General features: G+C 59.2%; 13 protein-coding genes. 9 read left to right on the top strand and 4 right to left on the bottom strand.

Translation table 11 applies throughout. The annotated features are described in order from the left end of the window. Nucleotides 1-69: 69 nt before the first annotated feature. The 6 genes from ALQ04_RS23935 (at nt 70) to ALQ04_RS23910 (ending at nt 5,965) form a co-directional block, all read left to right on the top strand. Nucleotides 70-678 carry a tetratricopeptide repeat protein gene (locus ALQ04_RS23935; RefSeq protein ID WP_183142268.1) on the top strand — a complete coding sequence of 203 codons (609 nt, stop codon included), beginning with the start codon at nt 70-72 and terminating at the stop codon, nt 676-678. Beyond that, the gene (bamB, locus tag ALQ04_RS23930) at nt 671-1,822 is read left to right on the top strand and encodes an outer membrane protein assembly factor BamB (protein WP_122318190.1); all 1,152 of its coding nucleotides are present in this window, start codon (nt 671-673) and stop codon (nt 1,820-1,822) included. The genes ALQ04_RS23935 and bamB overlap by 8 nt, the downstream gene beginning before the upstream one ends. A gap of 139 nt (nt 1,823-1,961) precedes the next feature. Continuing rightward, a complete protein-coding gene (der, locus tag ALQ04_RS23925; protein WP_122318189.1) occupies nt 1,962-3,431 on the top strand; it encodes a ribosome biogenesis GTPase Der in 1,470 nt (489 codons plus the stop codon). A gap of 113 nt (nt 3,432-3,544) precedes the next feature. Then, complete coding sequence (locus ALQ04_RS23920; RefSeq protein WP_122318188.1) at nt 3,545-4,693, top strand: pyridoxal phosphate-dependent aminotransferase; 1,149 nt, start codon at nt 3,545-3,547, stop codon at nt 4,691-4,693. Further along, a complete protein-coding gene (locus ALQ04_RS23915; RefSeq protein ID WP_122318187.1) occupies nt 4,681-5,472 on the top strand; it encodes an amidohydrolase in 792 nt (263 codons plus the stop codon). Before ALQ04_RS23920 ends, ALQ04_RS23915 begins: the two co-directional genes overlap by 13 nt. A 58-nt stretch (nt 5,473-5,530) precedes the next feature. After that, a complete protein-coding gene (locus ALQ04_RS23910) occupies nt 5,531-5,965 on the top strand; it encodes a hypothetical protein (protein ID WP_122318186.1) in 435 nt (144 codons plus the stop codon). A 66-nt stretch (nt 5,966-6,031) separates the two neighbouring features. Here the strand turns inward: ALQ04_RS23910 and ALQ04_RS23905 are convergent, their stop codons facing one another. From ALQ04_RS23905 to xseA, 4 genes are all read right to left on the bottom strand, one after another. After that, on the bottom strand, nt 6,032-6,901 hold the full coding sequence (locus tag ALQ04_RS23905) for an oxaloacetate decarboxylase (RefSeq protein WP_122318185.1): 870 nt from the start codon (nt 6,899-6,901) through the stop codon (nt 6,032-6,034). 370 nt (nt 6,902-7,271) lie between these two features. Next, complete coding sequence (leuA, locus tag ALQ04_RS23900) at nt 7,272-8,942, bottom strand: 2-isopropylmalate synthase (protein WP_122318184.1); 1,671 nt, start codon at nt 8,940-8,942, stop codon at nt 7,272-7,274. A gap of 443 nt (nt 8,943-9,385) precedes the next feature. After that, nucleotides 9,386-10,210, bottom strand: a complete 825-nt coding sequence (locus tag ALQ04_RS23890; protein ID WP_122318183.1) for a M23 family metallopeptidase — start codon at nt 10,208-10,210, stop codon at nt 9,386-9,388. Nucleotides 10,211-10,217: 7 nt separating this feature from the next. Then, the gene (gene xseA / locus ALQ04_RS23885; protein WP_122318182.1) at nt 10,218-11,597 is read right to left on the bottom strand and encodes an exodeoxyribonuclease VII large subunit; all 1,380 of its coding nucleotides are present in this window, start codon (nt 11,595-11,597) and stop codon (nt 10,218-10,220) included. A gap of 97 nt (nt 11,598-11,694) precedes the next feature. Here xseA and ALQ04_RS23880 point away from each other — a divergent pair, with 97 nt between their 5' ends. From ALQ04_RS23880 to guaB, 3 genes are all read left to right on the top strand, one after another. Further along, nucleotides 11,695-12,465, top strand: a complete 771-nt coding sequence (locus ALQ04_RS23880; RefSeq protein WP_122318181.1) for a sulfite exporter TauE/SafE family protein — start codon at nt 11,695-11,697, stop codon at nt 12,463-12,465. A 66-nt stretch (nt 12,466-12,531) separates the two neighbouring features. Continuing rightward, a complete protein-coding gene (locus tag ALQ04_RS23875; RefSeq protein ID WP_122318180.1) occupies nt 12,532-13,080 on the top strand; it encodes a sugar ABC transporter ATPase in 549 nt (182 codons plus the stop codon). Between the two features lie 95 nt (nt 13,081-13,175). After that, on the top strand, nt 13,176-14,645 hold the full coding sequence (gene guaB / locus ALQ04_RS23870; protein ID WP_122318179.1) for an IMP dehydrogenase: 1,470 nt from the start codon (nt 13,176-13,178) through the stop codon (nt 14,643-14,645). Nucleotides 14,646-14,709: the final 64 nt, after the last annotated feature.

Below are 14,709 nucleotides of genomic sequence, written 5' to 3'. Positions count from 1 at the left end.
TGATTAACAGCCGATTTAGCGAATAGGAGTATTGGGGTGTCGCGTACCGAAGATGAAGAGCTGGCGGTAATGAAGGACTGGTGGCAGCGTAACGGCAAACCCCTGGTAACTGGCGGTCTGCTGGCGTTGGTCGTGGTCTTTGGCTGGCAGGCATGGCAGAAGTATCATAGCAACCAGTCGCAAGGCGCCTCGATGCTTTACCAGCAACTGCTGGAAACCTCGCTGACGCCAAGTGGCCAGGCCGATACTGCTCAGGTTGCCGAAATTGCCGGCAAGCTCAAGAGCGAATTCGGTGGCACTGCCTACGCCCAGTTCGGTAGCCTGTTCGTCGCCAAGGTTGCGGTCGATGCCGGCAAGCTCGACGATGCCGCGGCCGAATTGAAGACCGTGGCCGACAAGCCTGCCAGCGAGACACTGGGTGAAATCGCCCGTCAGCGTCTTGCCCGTGTGCTGGCTGCCCAGAACAAGGCCGATGATGCACTGAAGCTGCTTGCAGGCGATGCCCAAAAGGCGTTCCTGGCCAGCCGCGAAGAACTCAAGGGTGACCTGCTGGTGCAACTGGGTCGTACCGACGAGGCACATGCCGCATACCAAAAGGCCAAGTCCGCTTTGTCTGAAGACGCAGCGGTAGGTGGCCTGCAAATGAAGCTCGATGACCTGGCGAAAGGGGATGCGTGACGTGATTCGTTGGAAACATGCAGCATTGCTGGCTCTGGCCATTCTGGCCGCGGGTTGCAGCAGCAACAGTAAAAAGGAATTGCCTCCGGCCGAGCTGACCGACTTCAAGGAAGAAGTGGTTCTGCAAAAGCAATGGAGCCGCTCCATCGGTGACGGCCAGGGCAAGACCTACAACATGCTGGTTCCAGCTGTTGACGGTGACCGGATCTACGCTTCGGATGTGACCGGGATCATCATGTCCCTGGATCGCCTGAACGGTGACGTGATCTGGAAGAAGGATCTCGAGCTGCCTGTTTCCGGCGCTGTCGGCGTCGCCTATGGCCTGGTCACGATCGGTACCGAGAAAGGTGAAGTGGTTGCCCTGGATTCCTCCACCGGTGAGGAAAAATGGCGCGCCCATGTGACCAGCGAAGTCCTGGCTCCGCCTGCGAACAACGGCGATGTAGTCGTGGTTCAGACTCAGGACGACCGTGTCATCGGCCTGGATGCCGTTACCGGCTCCCAGCGCTGGATCTACGAAAGCACGCCAGCGGTCCTGACCCTGCGCGGCACCGGTGCTCCGGTGGTGACCAACCGTCTTGCCGTTGCAGGCCTGTCGACCGGTAAGGTCGTGGCCCTGGACATCAGCAATGGCGTGCCGGTCTGGGAGCAGCGTGTTGCTATCCCGCAAGGCCGTTCCGAACTGGATCGTGTAGTCGACATTGACGGCGGCCTGCTGCTGTCGGGCGGTACTCTGTACGTTGCCAGCTATCAGGGCCGGGTTGCCGGTCTGGATCTGGAAAGCGGCCGTGTGCTTTGGCAGCGCGATGCGTCAAGCTACGCGGGTGTTGCTCAGGGTTTCGGTAGCGTTTACGTGAGTCTGGCCTCCGGCACTGTCGAAGGTATCGACGAGCGTTCGTCCACAGCACTGTGGAGCAACGAATCGCTGGCTCGCCGTCAGTTGGGCGCGCCGGAAGTGTTTTCCAGCTACGTGGCGGTTGGCGACCTGGAAGGTTATCTGCACCTGCTGAGTCAGGTAGATGGCCGTTTCGTAGGGCGTGAGCGCATCGACAGCGATGGCTTGCGTGCGCGTCCGCTGGTGGTTGGTGACATGATTTATGTGTTTGGTAACAGTGGCAAACTGGAAGCCCTGACCATCAAGTGATGATTGTCCAAGCCCGCGGCCAAGGCTGCGGGCGACCTTGCTTCGGCAAGGCTGCGGCGCCCGCGGGCGCTGCTCCGAACTCCGGCCGCTGCCCTGCAGCGGCTTTTGTATTTTCTGAAATAACGAAGTGGAGAGCCGCATGGTTCCCGTAATTGCCCTGGTGGGTCGACCGAACGTCGGCAAGTCCACCATGTTCAACCGCCTGACCAGGACCCGCGACGCCATTGTCGGCGATCTGTCCGGTCTGACCCGTGATCGCCAGTACGGCGAGGCGAAGTGGCAAGGGCGCTCTTATATTCTGATCGACACCGGCGGTATTTCCGGCGACGAGCATGGCATGGATGAAAAGATGGCCGAGCAGTCGCTGCTGGCCATCGAAGAAGCCGATGTCGTGCTGTTCCTGGTAGACGCCAAGGCGGGTTACACCGCTGCCGACCAGATGATCGGTGAGCACCTGCGCAAGCGCAACAAGCGTTCCTACGTGGTTGCCAACAAGATCGACAACATCGACGAAAACCTGGCCCGCGCCGAGTTCAGCCCGATGGGCCTGGGCGATGCGATCCCGGTTGCCGGTGCTCATGGTCGCGGCATCTCCCAGATGCTGGAAATCGCCCTGAAGGATTTCCCCAAGGACGATGACGAGATCGAAGAAGGCGAAGCCGAGGACGTCGCAGAAGGCGAGGAAGCCAAGCGCATTCCTGGCCCGAGCGAAAAGGACGGCATCAAGATCGCGATCATCGGTCGCCCGAACGTCGGCAAGTCGACACTGGTCAACCGCATGCTCGGTGAAGACCGGGTTATCGTCTATGACCAGCCGGGCACCACGCGCGACAGTATCTACATCCCGTTCGAGCGTAACGACGAGAAGTACACGCTGATCGACACCGCGGGTGTGCGCAAGCGCGGCAAGATCCACGAGGAAGTCGAGAAGTTCTCGGTGGTCAAGACGTTGCAGGCCATCAAGGACGCCAACGTGGTGATCTTCGTGATGGACGCCCGTGAAGGTGTGGTCGATCACGACCTCAACCTGCTGGGTTTTGCACTGGAAGCCGGTCGGGCAATGGTTATCGCACTGAACAAGTGGGATGGCATGACGCCGGGCGAGCGTGACTACGTGAAGACCGAGCTGGAACGCCGGCTGTTCTTCGTCGACTTCGCCGACATTCACTTTATCTCGGCCTTGCACGGCACGGGCGTGGGTAACCTGTATCAGTCGGTACAGAACTCCTTCAAGTCGGCGGTTACCCGCTGGCCGACCAGCCGCCTGACCCAGATTCTCGAAGATGCGGTCAGCGAGCACGCGCCACCGATGGTGGGCAGCCGCCGTATCAAGCTGCGCTATGCGCACTTGGGTGGCGCCAACCCGCCATTGATCGTGATCCACGGTAACCAGGTCGAGAAGGTACCCAAGTCCTACGTCCGTTACCTGGAAAACACTTATCGCCGGGTTCTGAAACTGGTCGGTACGCCGATCCGGATCGAATTCAAGGGCGGTGAGAACCCGTACGAAGGCAACAAGAACACGCTGACCGACCGCCAGGTCAACAAGAAGCGTCGCTTGATGTCGCACCACAAGAAGGCTGACAAGAAGCGCCGCGACAAGCGCTGAGTCTTCTTCAGAAAAAGGCACCTTCAGCGGTGCCTTTTTTTATGCGCACTCGATGGGCTATCCTGCTGGACCCGCGCCGCCGTGATGCCGGGGGTATTGCAGGGAAGGGCCCTATGATCGACAGCAAGTTGCCTAATGTTGGCACCACCATTTTCACCGTCATGTCTCAGCTCGCCGCCGAAACCGGCGCAATCAATCTGTCCCAGGGCTTTCCCGATTTCGATGGGCCGCAGGCGCTGCGCGATGCCTTGAGCCGCCACGTCGCAGAAGGCCATAACCAGTATTCACCGATGACCGGCCTGCCAGCGCTGCGTCAGCAGGTTGCCGCCAAGATTGCCTGCAGTTACGGGTGCCAGGTTAGCCCGGACAGTGAAGTCACGATTACGCCGGGGGCGACCCAGGCGATCTTCTGTGCGATTCAGGCCGTGATTCGTCCCGGCGATGAAGTGATCGTCTTCGACCCGTGCTACGACAGCTATGAACCCGCTGTGGAGCTGGCCGGTGGCCGTTGCGTGCATGTGCAACTGGGCCTGAACGATTTCTCCATCGATTGGCAAAAGCTGGGCGATGCCTTGAGCCCGCGTACGCGGATGATCATTCTCAACAGTCCGCATAACCCAAGCGGTGCCCTGATCAGCCGTGCCGAGCTGGACCAGTTGGCCGCGCTGATCGCCAGTCGCGACATCTATCTGATCAGTGACGAAGTGTACGAACATCTGGTGTTCGATGGCGTCCGGCACGTCAGCGTATTGGCCCATGAAGAGCTCTATCAGCGTGCCTTTGTGGTCAGTTCGTTCGGCAAGACCTATCACGTGACGGGCTGGAAGACCGGTTATGTCGTCGCACCACCGGCCTTGAGCGCCGAGCTGCGCAAGGTCCATCAGTATGTGAGCTTCTGTGGCGTCACGCCGTTGCAGTGGGCGCTGGCTGACTTCATGGCCGAGCATCCCGAACATGTCGAGGAACTGCCGGCGTTCTATCAGGCCAAGCGTGATTTCTTCTGCGACCAGTTGGCGTCGTCGCGTTTCAGTTTCGAGCGCGTTGGCGGCACTTATTTCCAGTTGGTGGATTACTCGCAGATCCGTCCGGACCTCAACGATGTCGATATGTCGTTGTGGATGACCCGTGAGCACGGTGTGGCCAGCATTCCGGTATCGGTGTTTTACCAGACCCCGCCCGAAGGCCAGCGGCTGATTCGCCTGTGCTTCGCCAAACGAGAGGAGACGCTGCGTCAGGCAGCGGAAAAACTATGCGCGATTTGAGCCAGTTGCCGGATCTGAATCTGGCATTGATCCAGACCACCCTCGTCTGGCATGACCGGCAGGCCAATCTCGACCATTTCAGTGCGTTGCTGGAGCCGGTAAAGGATGTCGATCTGGTGATTCTGCCGGAGATGTTCACTACCGGATTTTCCATGGACTCCGAAACCCAGGCTGAGCCCGAGGGCGGCCCGACTTCAGAGTGGATGGTGGAGCAGGCCAGGCGCATTCAGGCGGTGATTACCGGCAGCGTGATCATTCGTGCCGCCGATGGCAGCCATCGCAACCGTCTGCTCTGGGCGCGTCCCGATGGCGAGGTGCTGTATTACGACAAACGCCACCTGTTCCGCATGGCCAATGAGCATGAGCATTACAGCCCTGGCGAGCGGCAGGTGATGTTCGAGTTGAATGGCTGGCGGATTCGCCCGCTGATTTGCTATGACCTGCGCTTTCCGGTCTGGAGCCGTGATGCGCAGGACACCGATCTGTTGCTCTACACCGCGAACTGGCCGGGTGCGCGGCGTCAGCACTGGAATCGTCTGCTGCCGGCTCGTGCAATCGAAAACCTTTGCTATGTGGCGGCAGTGAACCGGGTTGGCAGTGATGGCAAGGGCTTTACCTATACCGGTGATAGCCAGGTGCTGGATTTCGAGGGTGAAAGACTGCTCGACAGCGGCGATGCCGATGGAGTCTTTCAGGTATGCCTGAGTGCTGCGAAGCTGCGCGAATATCGCACGCGCTTTCCGGCCAATCTGGATGCCGATACATTCGAGATACAATAAATTCATAAAGTTGTGTGTAAATGTGTCGATATCGGTCTCATATAGCCAGGAGTTCGTCATGACTACTATCAACACTGCATCACTGAGTGCCTATTCAAGCGCTTTGACGCTGACCGTCAAGAGCAAGGACGCCGAGAAGGTGACTTCGACTGCAACCGACAGTGCGCAAGAGACAGGTGTAAGCGTTTCGTTTGAGGGGGCCAAGGTGGGTGGTGCTGCTTCGGCGGGTGGTGCAGGTGGTTCTTCCAGTGCTACTGGGGTTGATAAAACCATCGAAAGGATCAAAGAGCAGATCAAGCAGGCCCAACAGCAACTGGTTCAGCAGCAGGCTCAACTGGCTGCCGCTCAGAACAGCAAAGGCTCGGCAGAGGAAAAGGCTGCACGTATTCTGGCCATTCAAGGACAGATCGCCCAGACCTCCTCAACGATACAGACCCTGCAGGGGACCTTGATTGAGCTGACAACCAGTGGCGGTATCAAAACCACGGCCTGACAGCACAGAAAATAAAGCCTCCATCCGGAGGCTTTTTTATCGCTTCAATTGGTCAGTACAGCGCTCTCACTCGTTCACGTTCATGAACTTTTTGGCCCACTCAACATAATCTTCAGGTTGGGTGTAAGTGTGGGTCAGTTCTGTGGCGTTCATGTCGCTGGTGCTGCTTAGAATCTGGCGCTGTTCTCTCAGGCAATCGTAGGTTGCCTTGATCGATGCGAAATAGGCTGCATGGCCATGCACGCAGATTCGCACGCCCATCTCGGCCAGACGCTTGTTGTCGTGCAGCTCCGGGTTGCCGTAAGTCACCAGCATCAAGGGAATGGTCAGCCCTTCGGAAATCTGTTCCAGGTGCTCGAAGTCACGCACGCCGACGATGGTAATGCCGTCTGCACCTGCGCTCTGATACTGCTGAACCCGGCTGATGGTTTCCTGCACGGGAATGATGGCAGCGTTGGTACGGGCAAAGATCGACAGTTCAGGATCGACGCGAGCTTCCAGGGCTGCGCGGATCTTGCCGACGCCTTCTGCAGTGGAAATCAGGTCGGTGGACTTGCGGCCGAACTGCGCGGGCAGCAGGGTATCTTCGATGGTCAGTGCAGCAACGCCTGCTCGTTCCAGTTCGGTGATGGTGCGCATGACATTCAGCGCGTTGCCATAACCGTGGTCGGCATCTGCGATGAAGGGAAGCTCTGCGACACGGCCGATGCGGGTGGCCTGTTCTACGAATTCGCTGAGGGTAATCAGCGCGAAATCGGGGGCTGCCAGTACTTGCAGCGAGGCGACGGAGCCACCGAGGATGCCCACTTCAAAACCCAGGTCCGCGGCGATGCGTGCAGACATCGGGTCGAACACAGAGGCTGTGTGGTAGCAGGAAGTCGAGGAAGTCAGCGCGCGAAAGTTGCGGCGCAGATCTTGATGGGAAGCCTTAGGCATAATCGCTCCAAATATGATTGGATCAGCTCAGCGTTACCGAGGCCGATGGTTTTTCAATGCACGGTTGGTCTGCCCGTGCATTCTTTTCGTCCGAAAATCAATGCAGTAGTCATCATGGTTTGTAGGAAAGAGTATTGCTTGGCAGGCAAATACGATCAGGTCCCGATAGCGAAAAGTTGCTATCGGCAAAAGGGCCGGATCATTTAAAGGCAGCATGCTACCACAGCATAAATGAAAAGATTATGCCGAATATGCGCATGGTTATGCGCATATTGAAAGGCGCAAGGGGAGAGGTTTTTCGAGCAAATGCAGTGTGTTACAGCCTGTTGGAGCATGACGGGCAGGGTGCCCGTCATGCTCCTTCCTGGGGTCAGGCGGCCTTGGCTTGTGCCTGGCTCAGCGAGCGGTTCAGGGCGCTGAACAGGGCGCGGAAGCTGGCGGTGGTGATGTTCTCGTCGATACCGACGCCATGCACGGCGCGATCACCGTTGACGCGCAATTCGATGTAGGCAGCGGCCTTGGCCGTGGTGCCGGAACCGATGGCGTGTTCGTTGTAGTCCATGATCTCCACGGAAACAGGCAGGCCGGCAACCAGGGCTTCCAGTGCGCCTTTGCCCTTGCCGCGCCAGTGCTGGGTCTCACCGTCGACATGCACTTCGGCATCGACCGAACTGTTGCCGTTTTCTTCCTGCAGCTTGTGGCTGATCAGTGCATAAGGCGTGTTGGCTTGCAGGTATTCGCGGCGCAGCAGGGAGTGGATCTGCTCGGCGCTCATTTCCAGGCCCAGACGATCGGTTTCACCCTGAACCACCTGGCTGAACTCGATCTGCATGCGACGTGGCAGCGAGATACCGTATTCCTGCTCCAGCAGGTAAGTGATGCCGCCCTTGCCCGACTGGCTGTTGACGCGAATCACTGCCTCGTAGCTGCGACCGATATCGGCCGGGTCGATCGGCAGGTAAGGCACTTCCCACAAGGCGCCGTCTTTCTGCTGGGCGAAGCCCTTGCGGATGGCGTCCTGGTGCGAGCCGGAGAACGCGGTGTGGACCAGATCGCCGACATACGGAGCGCGTGGGTGGACCGGAATCTGGTTGCACTCTTCGACGACCTTGCGCACGCCGTCGATGTCCGAGAAGTCCAGGCCAGGGTTGATGCCCTGGGTGTACATGTTCAGAGCCACGGTCACCAGATCCACGTTACCGGTACGCTCGCCGTTGCCGAACAGGCAGCCTTCGACACGGTCTGCACCGGCCATCAGGCCCAGTTCGGTGGCAGCAACGCCAGTGCCACGGTCGTTGTGGGTGTGCAGGCTGATGATGACGCTGTCGCGGCGGGTGATATTGCGGCCGAACCACTCGATCTGGTCGGCATAGACGTTGGGAGTCGCGACCTCAACAGTGGCTGGCAGGTTGAGGATTACCTTGTTCTCGGGTGTCGGGTTCCATACCTCGATTACCGCGTCGCAGACTTCCTTGGCGAACTCCAGCTCGGTTGCGCTGAAGGTCTCTGGCGAGTATTCAAAGGTCCACTGGGTTTCCGGCTGCTGGGCTGCGTATTTCACGAACAGCTTGGCGGCGTTCACGGCGATTTCTTTTACGCCGGACTTTTCCTGATTGAAAACGATGCGGCGGAACGACGGGCTGGTGGCGTTGTACAGGTGAACGATGGCTTTTTTCGCGCCGCGCAGGGATTCAAAGGTACGGGCAATCAGGTCTTCACGCGCCTGGGTCAGTACCTGAATGGTGGTGTCGTCCGGAATGTGGCCGTCTTCAATCAGGGTGCGCACGAAGTCGAAGTCGGTTTGCGATGCTGCCGGGAACGATGCTTCGATTTCCTTGACGCCGACCTTGACCAGCGTGTTCCAGAAACGCAGCTTCTTGACCGAATCCATTGGCTCGATCAGCGATTGGTTACCGTCGCGCAAGTCGGAGCTGCACCAGATCGGCACTTCAGTAATGGCTTTGGAAGGCCAGGTACGATCAGGCAGGTCGATGGTCGGAAACGCACGGTACTTCTTCGAGGGATCTTTGAGCATGGTCATGTGTTTAGTCCTTTGTACTGAATCGGCCGAAAAAAGGCGGCCAGCCATTGACGCGCTAGACAGGGGCGAGGCACCGCAATCTAGCCTGGCAGTCGAGAACTGACCAGGCGCAGACACCGATGTTGGCGCAGCAGGATGAGGGTTTGAGAGGTTTTCATGAGGCCAACCGTAACCATTGAGGTGAAAGTTGGCAAGTACCTGGAAAAAATTGAGATAAGTTCTCGTATTCAGGTTTTTTGCGAGTTTTTATCGCTGTTTAAAAGTGTTTGGCGCTTGGTTATTGTTCGGAAATCTCCGGGAGCGAATTCATTCGCAAAGAGGGCGGTACATCCACAAGCAATTCATTGTTCGCAATATCGTCTTCGCGGATGAATCCGCTCCCACAGAGTTTGCACTTTGGGGAGGCTTGCCGGCGGCGGGGCAAGACGGTATTCACATTCTGGTTACGGCTGAAAGGCGCCGATGAAAATGGCCGGGTCTACCCGGGCATCGTTCAGGCTGACGTTCCAGTGCAGGTGCGGGCCGGTGGCGCGGCCGGTTGAGCCGACTTTACCCAGCACTCCGCCGCGTGGAACCAGATCGCCGGTCTTCACGTCGATTTTCGACAGGTGACAGAACATGCTGATCAACCCCTGGCCGTGATCGACATACACCGTATTGCCATTAAAGAAGAAATTGCCGGTCAGGATCACCTTGCCCGCTGCCGGGGCTTTGATCGGTGTGCCTGTCGGGACCGCGAAATCCAGGCCCGAGTGCGGATTGCGCTCTTCGCCATTGAAGAATCGACGCACGCCGAACTTGCTCGATAGCGGGCCGTTCACCGGCTTGTCAAAAATCAGGTTGCTGGGCGTGCCCGGGCTGAATACGGCATAACCGCCCAGCAGTTTCGGTGTTTCGCTGTTGATGCGCTTGGTGTCCTCGGGGTTCGGGTTGACCTGACGCTTGTTCTGCAACTTGATGTGCTGTTCCGGGTATTTCTTGCTGCCGACCGTGAAGCTCAGGTTGCGTCCCCCCGATACCAGTTGCTGCGTGCCGGGCTTGGTGGTCAGCGGCAAACCTACGATGGCCAGCCAGCGAATGCCCTGTTCCTTGACCACCAGCACCGGTTTGCCCTGAAACGTGGCTTTGGGTGGCTGGTTACTGTTGCCCAGATCGATCACCGCAACGCCGCCGGGTACCGGTTTGTTGAGGGCGCGGGTGATGTAGCTATCGGCATGCGCAGGCAGGCACAGGAGAAGGGCGAACAGCGGGGCGATAAAACGTAGCATCGATCGGTCAGTCCAGAAGAGAAAGGGTCACGGGCGTCAGGTGGTTATCCTCGACGCGCACCTGCAATTCGCCTTCGCCCAGCCGGGCAGTGAGGCGTTGACCGGGCCGGGTCTGTGAGGCGTTGCGGATTGCATGGCCGCGTTCGTCGAGCAGGATACTGTAGCCGCGTCCCAGTGTTGCCAGGGGACTTACTACATGAAGTGTCTGAATCTGGCTTTGCAGTTGTAGCTTGCGAGTCTTGATCTGTTCGCGCATGGCTCGCGGCAAGAGTTCGGCCAGCACGTCCAGTCGCTGGCGCAGGAACGCCAGGGTGCGGCCCGGATGCTGGGCGGCGAGGCGGCTTTCCATATGCGCCAGACGTACCAGACGCTGATGCATGCCTTGCTCGAAGGCGCGGCGCATGCGCATGTCCAGATCGTCGAGACGCTGGGCCTGCTGGCGCAAGCGTTCGCCGGGATGACGCAGGCGACGGGAAACACCTTCAAGGCGCAAGCGCTCGCGCATCAGTCGGTCGCGCATGCGGCTGATCAGGCGACGATTCAGGTTCTCGACCCGGCGATGCAGATCGCTGGAGTCCGGAGCCAGCAACTCGGCAGCCGCAGACGGCGTTGGTGCCCGCACATCGGCGACGAAATCGCTGATGGAAACGTCGGTTTCATGGCCTACCGCGCTGACGATAGGCGTCACACAGGCATCAATGGCCCGGGCCACCGCTTCTTCGTTGAAGCACCAGAGGTCTTCCAGCGAGCCGCCACCGCGGGCGAGTATCAAGGCATCGAAGCCTCTGGAATCGGCCAGCTTGAGGGCGCGCACGATCTGCGCGATCGCCTCGCGACCTTGCACGGCAGTGGGGATCAGGGTCAGTTCGACTTGCGGTGCACGCCGGCGGAATACGCTGATGATGTCGCGTATCACCGCGCCGGTCGGAGAACTGATAATGCCGATACGTTGCGGATGCAACGGCAGCGCCACCTTGCGCTCGGCACTGAACAGGCCTTCGTCGCTGAGCTTGGCCTTGAGGGCATCGAAGGCCAGACGCAACGCACCGTCGCCTGCGGGTTCGACGGTGTCGAGAATCAGTTGATAGTCGCCACGTCCCTCGAACAGCGAAACCTTGCCGCGAACCTTGACCTGCAAGCCGTCCTTGAGTGCCTGGCGTACCCGCGCCGCGCTCTGGCGAAACAGCGCGCAACGTACCTGCGCGCCGGAATCCTTGAGCGTGAAGTAGACATGCCCGGAGGCCGGGCGCGAAAGATTGGATATCTCGCCCTCGACCCAGATGCTGCTGAACACATCTTCCAGCAACACTCGGGCGCGGCCGTTGAGCTGGCTGACAGTGAGGACTTCCCGGTCGAGGCCGAGTCTTGCGAAGGGATCTTTAATCATGGCGGCATGATAAAGGGATTTGCCCGGCCACCACCACTGGCGGTTTTCAGGTGACGCAGCTATATAAGCTGCGCGAAGTGCATTCAGGGAGAGGCGTGTGGCTGCAGTCGAATGGTTAAACCAGTTGGGCTTTGCGCCGCTGGAGCTGCTGTGGATCGAGCTGGCGGTGGTGGCAGCTTATATAGTGTTTGGCATTGCCGGTTTCGGTACGGCACTGGTGGCCGGGCCGATCCTGATTCATTTCATGCCGCTGTCGAGGATCATCCCGCTGCTGGTGATGCTGGATTTCCTGGCGGCCTTCGGCAATCTGCTGCCTTCCCGACAGTCGGTGGTCAGGGCGGAGCTGTTGCGTCTGTTGCCGTGCATGGCCGTGGGCTGCACCATGGGCGTGCTGTTTCTGCTTAATCTGAAATCCGACGTGCTGCTCTTGTTGATGGGGCTGTTTGTCACCGCTTATGCGCTTTACAGCCTTGTGGTCAAGGTACGGCCGACGCAACTGGCGGCTGGCTGGGCGATCCCGATGGGCACGATTGGCGGTCTGTTCGGGGCCTTGTTTGGCAGCGGCGGCTTTCTCTACGCGATCTATCTCAACAGTCGCCTGACCTCCAAGGAGCAGGCGCGTGCTACGCAAAGTGCCCTGATCAGTTGCAGCACCGTGGTGCGGCTCGGCCTTTTTTTGCTGGCTGGCGTCTATGCCGAGATTCCGCTGCTGCTTCTGGCCGCTTGCCTGTTGCCTGCGATGTTGCTGGGCTCGTGGATCGGCAGGTCGCTGGTAATGAAGCTGTCGCGCGAGACGTTTGTGCGACTGGTGACCTGGCTGGTGCTGGTCAGCGGGCTGGCGCTGATCGCCCGCTACATGGCCGGATGATGGTCCGGGATTTGTCCCTGACCTGTTAAGCTGCCGCCCTCGACCAGCTTTCAGCGACACATTGCCATGAACACCCAAAGCATCATCGTCCCGCAAATCTCCAGTTTTCCCGGACGCGAGGCCAGGGCGCGCCTGATCCTGCGCTGGCTGGTGAAGCTTGATGTGGTCGAACCCGAGCTGAGCACCTGCGGCCGCACCGGCAACCGAATGGCCTACGCCATTGCGCCGGGAGCCCGACGAGTCGTGGCCAGGCCTGAAGCTTTGCCGTTCGGGCAGGCGGTCAATGGTCTGGAAATCGTCACCAAGCGCTGCATTTTCACGCCGCTGAGCAATTTTGCCGAAGAGGCCGGTTGCCCGGAATGCCGCCGGGAAATCGGTGAGGCGCTGTTCGACAGCCTGGAAGACTGGATGCCCGGGCATACCGATAACTTCATGTGCCCGGAATGCCGTCATGAGGACGATATCAACGGCTTTCTGTTTCTCGATGCCTGCGGTTTTTCCAATCTGGGATTCATCTTCAACGACTGGCTGGATGCCTCGTTCACCCAGAGCTTTCTGGATGACTTCGCCGAACGTCTGGATCGCCCGGTTTCACTGGTCAAGGTGCGACTCTAGGCTCGTTTGATATTAGGCTGAGGTTTGCATTGAGCCTGTGCGGGTGTATAGGTATAATGGCGCGCTTCCAATTTTCCCGCCCGGGAGCCCCCGCGATGCTGCGTATCAGTCAAGAAGCCCTTACATTCGACGACATTCTCCTTGTGCCCGGTTATTCCGAGGTACTGCCCAACGAAGTCAGTCTGAAAACCCGTTTGACCCGTGGCATTGAACTGAATATCCCTTTGGTTTCCGCTGCAATGGACACCGTCACTGAAGCCCGTCTGGCCATCGCCATGGCTCAGGAAGGCGGTATCGGTATCATCCACAAGAACATGACCATCGAACAGCAGGCTGCTGAAGTTCGCAAGGTCAAGAAGTTCGAGGCCGGCGTCGTCAAGGACCCGATCACCATCGAGGCAGATGCCACGGTACGTGACCTGTTCGAGCTGACCCGCCTGCACAACATCTCCGGCGTACCGGTACTGCATGATGGCGACCTGGTCGGCATCGTGACTTCCCGCGACGTGCGCTTTGAAAACCGTCTGGATATCCCTGTCCGCGAAGTGATGACGCCAAAAGAGCGTCTGGTCACCGTGCGTGAAGGCGCCGACAAGAACGAAGTGCGTGAGCTGCTGCACAAACACCGCCTGGAAAAAGTCCTGATCGTCGACGCCAAGTTCGCGCTCAAGGGCATGATGACCGTCAAGGACATCGAAAAGGCCAAGGCTTATCCGCTGGCTAGCAAGGACGACCAGGGTCGTCTGCGTGTCGGCGCTGCAGTCGGCACCGGCAAGGACACTGGCGACCGCGTCAGCGCACTGGTTGCTGCCGGTGTTGACGTGGTCGTAGTCGATACTGCCCACGGTCACTCCAAAGGCGTGATCGACCGCGTTCGCTGGGTCAAGGAAAACTTCCCTGACGTGCAGGTCATCGGCGGCAACATCGCCACTGGCGCTGCTGCCAAGGCACTGGCTGCCGCTGGCGCCGATGCGGTCAAGGTCGGTATCGGTCCTGGCTCTATCTGCACCACCCGCATCGTTGCCGGTGTCGGCGTGCCGCAGATCAGCGCCATCGCCAACGTTGCCGCAGCCCTTGAAGGCACAGGCGTTCCACTGATCGCCGACGGCGGCATCCGTTTCTCGGGTGACCTGTCCAAGGCCATCGTTGCCGGCGCAAGCTGCGTGATGATGGGTTCGATGTTTGCCGGTACTGAAGAAGCGCCTGGCGAAATCGAACTGTTCCAGGGCCGTTCCTACAAGGCTTATCGCGGCATGGGTTCGCTGGGCGCCATGTCCCAGGCCCAGGGTTCTTCGGACCGTTACTTCCAGGATTCGTCCGCAGGCGCCGAGAAACTGGTGCCGGAAGGTATCGAAGGCCGTGTGGCCTACAAGGGTTCGCTGTCAGCCATCATCCATCAACTGATGGGCGGCCTGCGTTCTTCCATGGGCTACACCGGTAGCGCCGATATCGAAGAAATGCGTACCAAGCCCGAGTTCGTGCGTATCACCGGTGCCGGCATGGCCGAGTCTCACGTCCACGACGTGCAGATCACTAAAGAAGCTCCGAATTATCGCGTCGGCTAAGGCCGCCAGCTACGAGCCTCAAGCTACAAGCGGTAGCTGCCCCGAGCAGCTACCGCATGATCCC

Origin of the sequence: Pseudomonas cichorii (assembly GCF_003700275.1) — a bacterium.
Taxonomy (GTDB): domain Bacteria; phylum Pseudomonadota; class Gammaproteobacteria; order Pseudomonadales; family Pseudomonadaceae; genus Aquipseudomonas; species Aquipseudomonas cichorii_B.
This window is presented reverse-complemented; position numbering and strand designations above follow the sequence as displayed.

What these genes read in the sequence shown, in the direction of transcription:
- ALQ04_RS23935 (WP_183142268.1), top strand. Translation starts at nt 70, where the DNA reads ATGAAGGACTGGTGGCAGCGTAACGGCAAACCCCTGGTAACTGGCGGT.
- bamB (WP_122318190.1), top strand. Translation starts at nt 671, where the DNA reads ATGCGTGACGTGATTCGTTGGAAACATGCAGCATTGCTGGCTCTGGCC.
- der (WP_122318189.1), top strand. Translation starts at nt 1,962, where the DNA reads ATGGTTCCCGTAATTGCCCTGGTGGGTCGACCGAACGTCGGCAAGTCC.
- ALQ04_RS23920 (WP_122318188.1), top strand. Translation starts at nt 3,545, where the DNA reads ATGATCGACAGCAAGTTGCCTAATGTTGGCACCACCATTTTCACCGTC.
- ALQ04_RS23915 (WP_122318187.1), top strand. Translation starts at nt 4,681, where the DNA reads ATGCGCGATTTGAGCCAGTTGCCGGATCTGAATCTGGCATTGATCCAG.
- ALQ04_RS23910 (WP_122318186.1), top strand. Translation starts at nt 5,531, where the DNA reads ATGACTACTATCAACACTGCATCACTGAGTGCCTATTCAAGCGCTTTG.
- ALQ04_RS23905 (WP_122318185.1), bottom strand. Translation starts at nt 6,901, where the DNA reads ATGCCTAAGGCTTCCCATCAAGATCTGCGCCGCAACTTTCGCGCGCTG.
- leuA (WP_122318184.1), bottom strand. Translation starts at nt 8,942, where the DNA reads ATGACCATGCTCAAAGATCCCTCGAAGAAGTACCGTGCGTTTCCGACC.
- ALQ04_RS23890 (WP_122318183.1), bottom strand. Translation starts at nt 10,210, where the DNA reads ATGCTACGTTTTATCGCCCCGCTGTTCGCCCTTCTCCTGTGCCTGCCT.
- xseA (WP_122318182.1), bottom strand. Translation starts at nt 11,597, where the DNA reads ATGATTAAAGATCCCTTCGCAAGACTCGGCCTCGACCGGGAAGTCCTC.
- ALQ04_RS23875 (WP_122318180.1), top strand. Translation starts at nt 12,532, where the DNA reads ATGAACACCCAAAGCATCATCGTCCCGCAAATCTCCAGTTTTCCCGGA.
- guaB (WP_122318179.1), top strand. Translation starts at nt 13,176, where the DNA reads ATGCTGCGTATCAGTCAAGAAGCCCTTACATTCGACGACATTCTCCTT.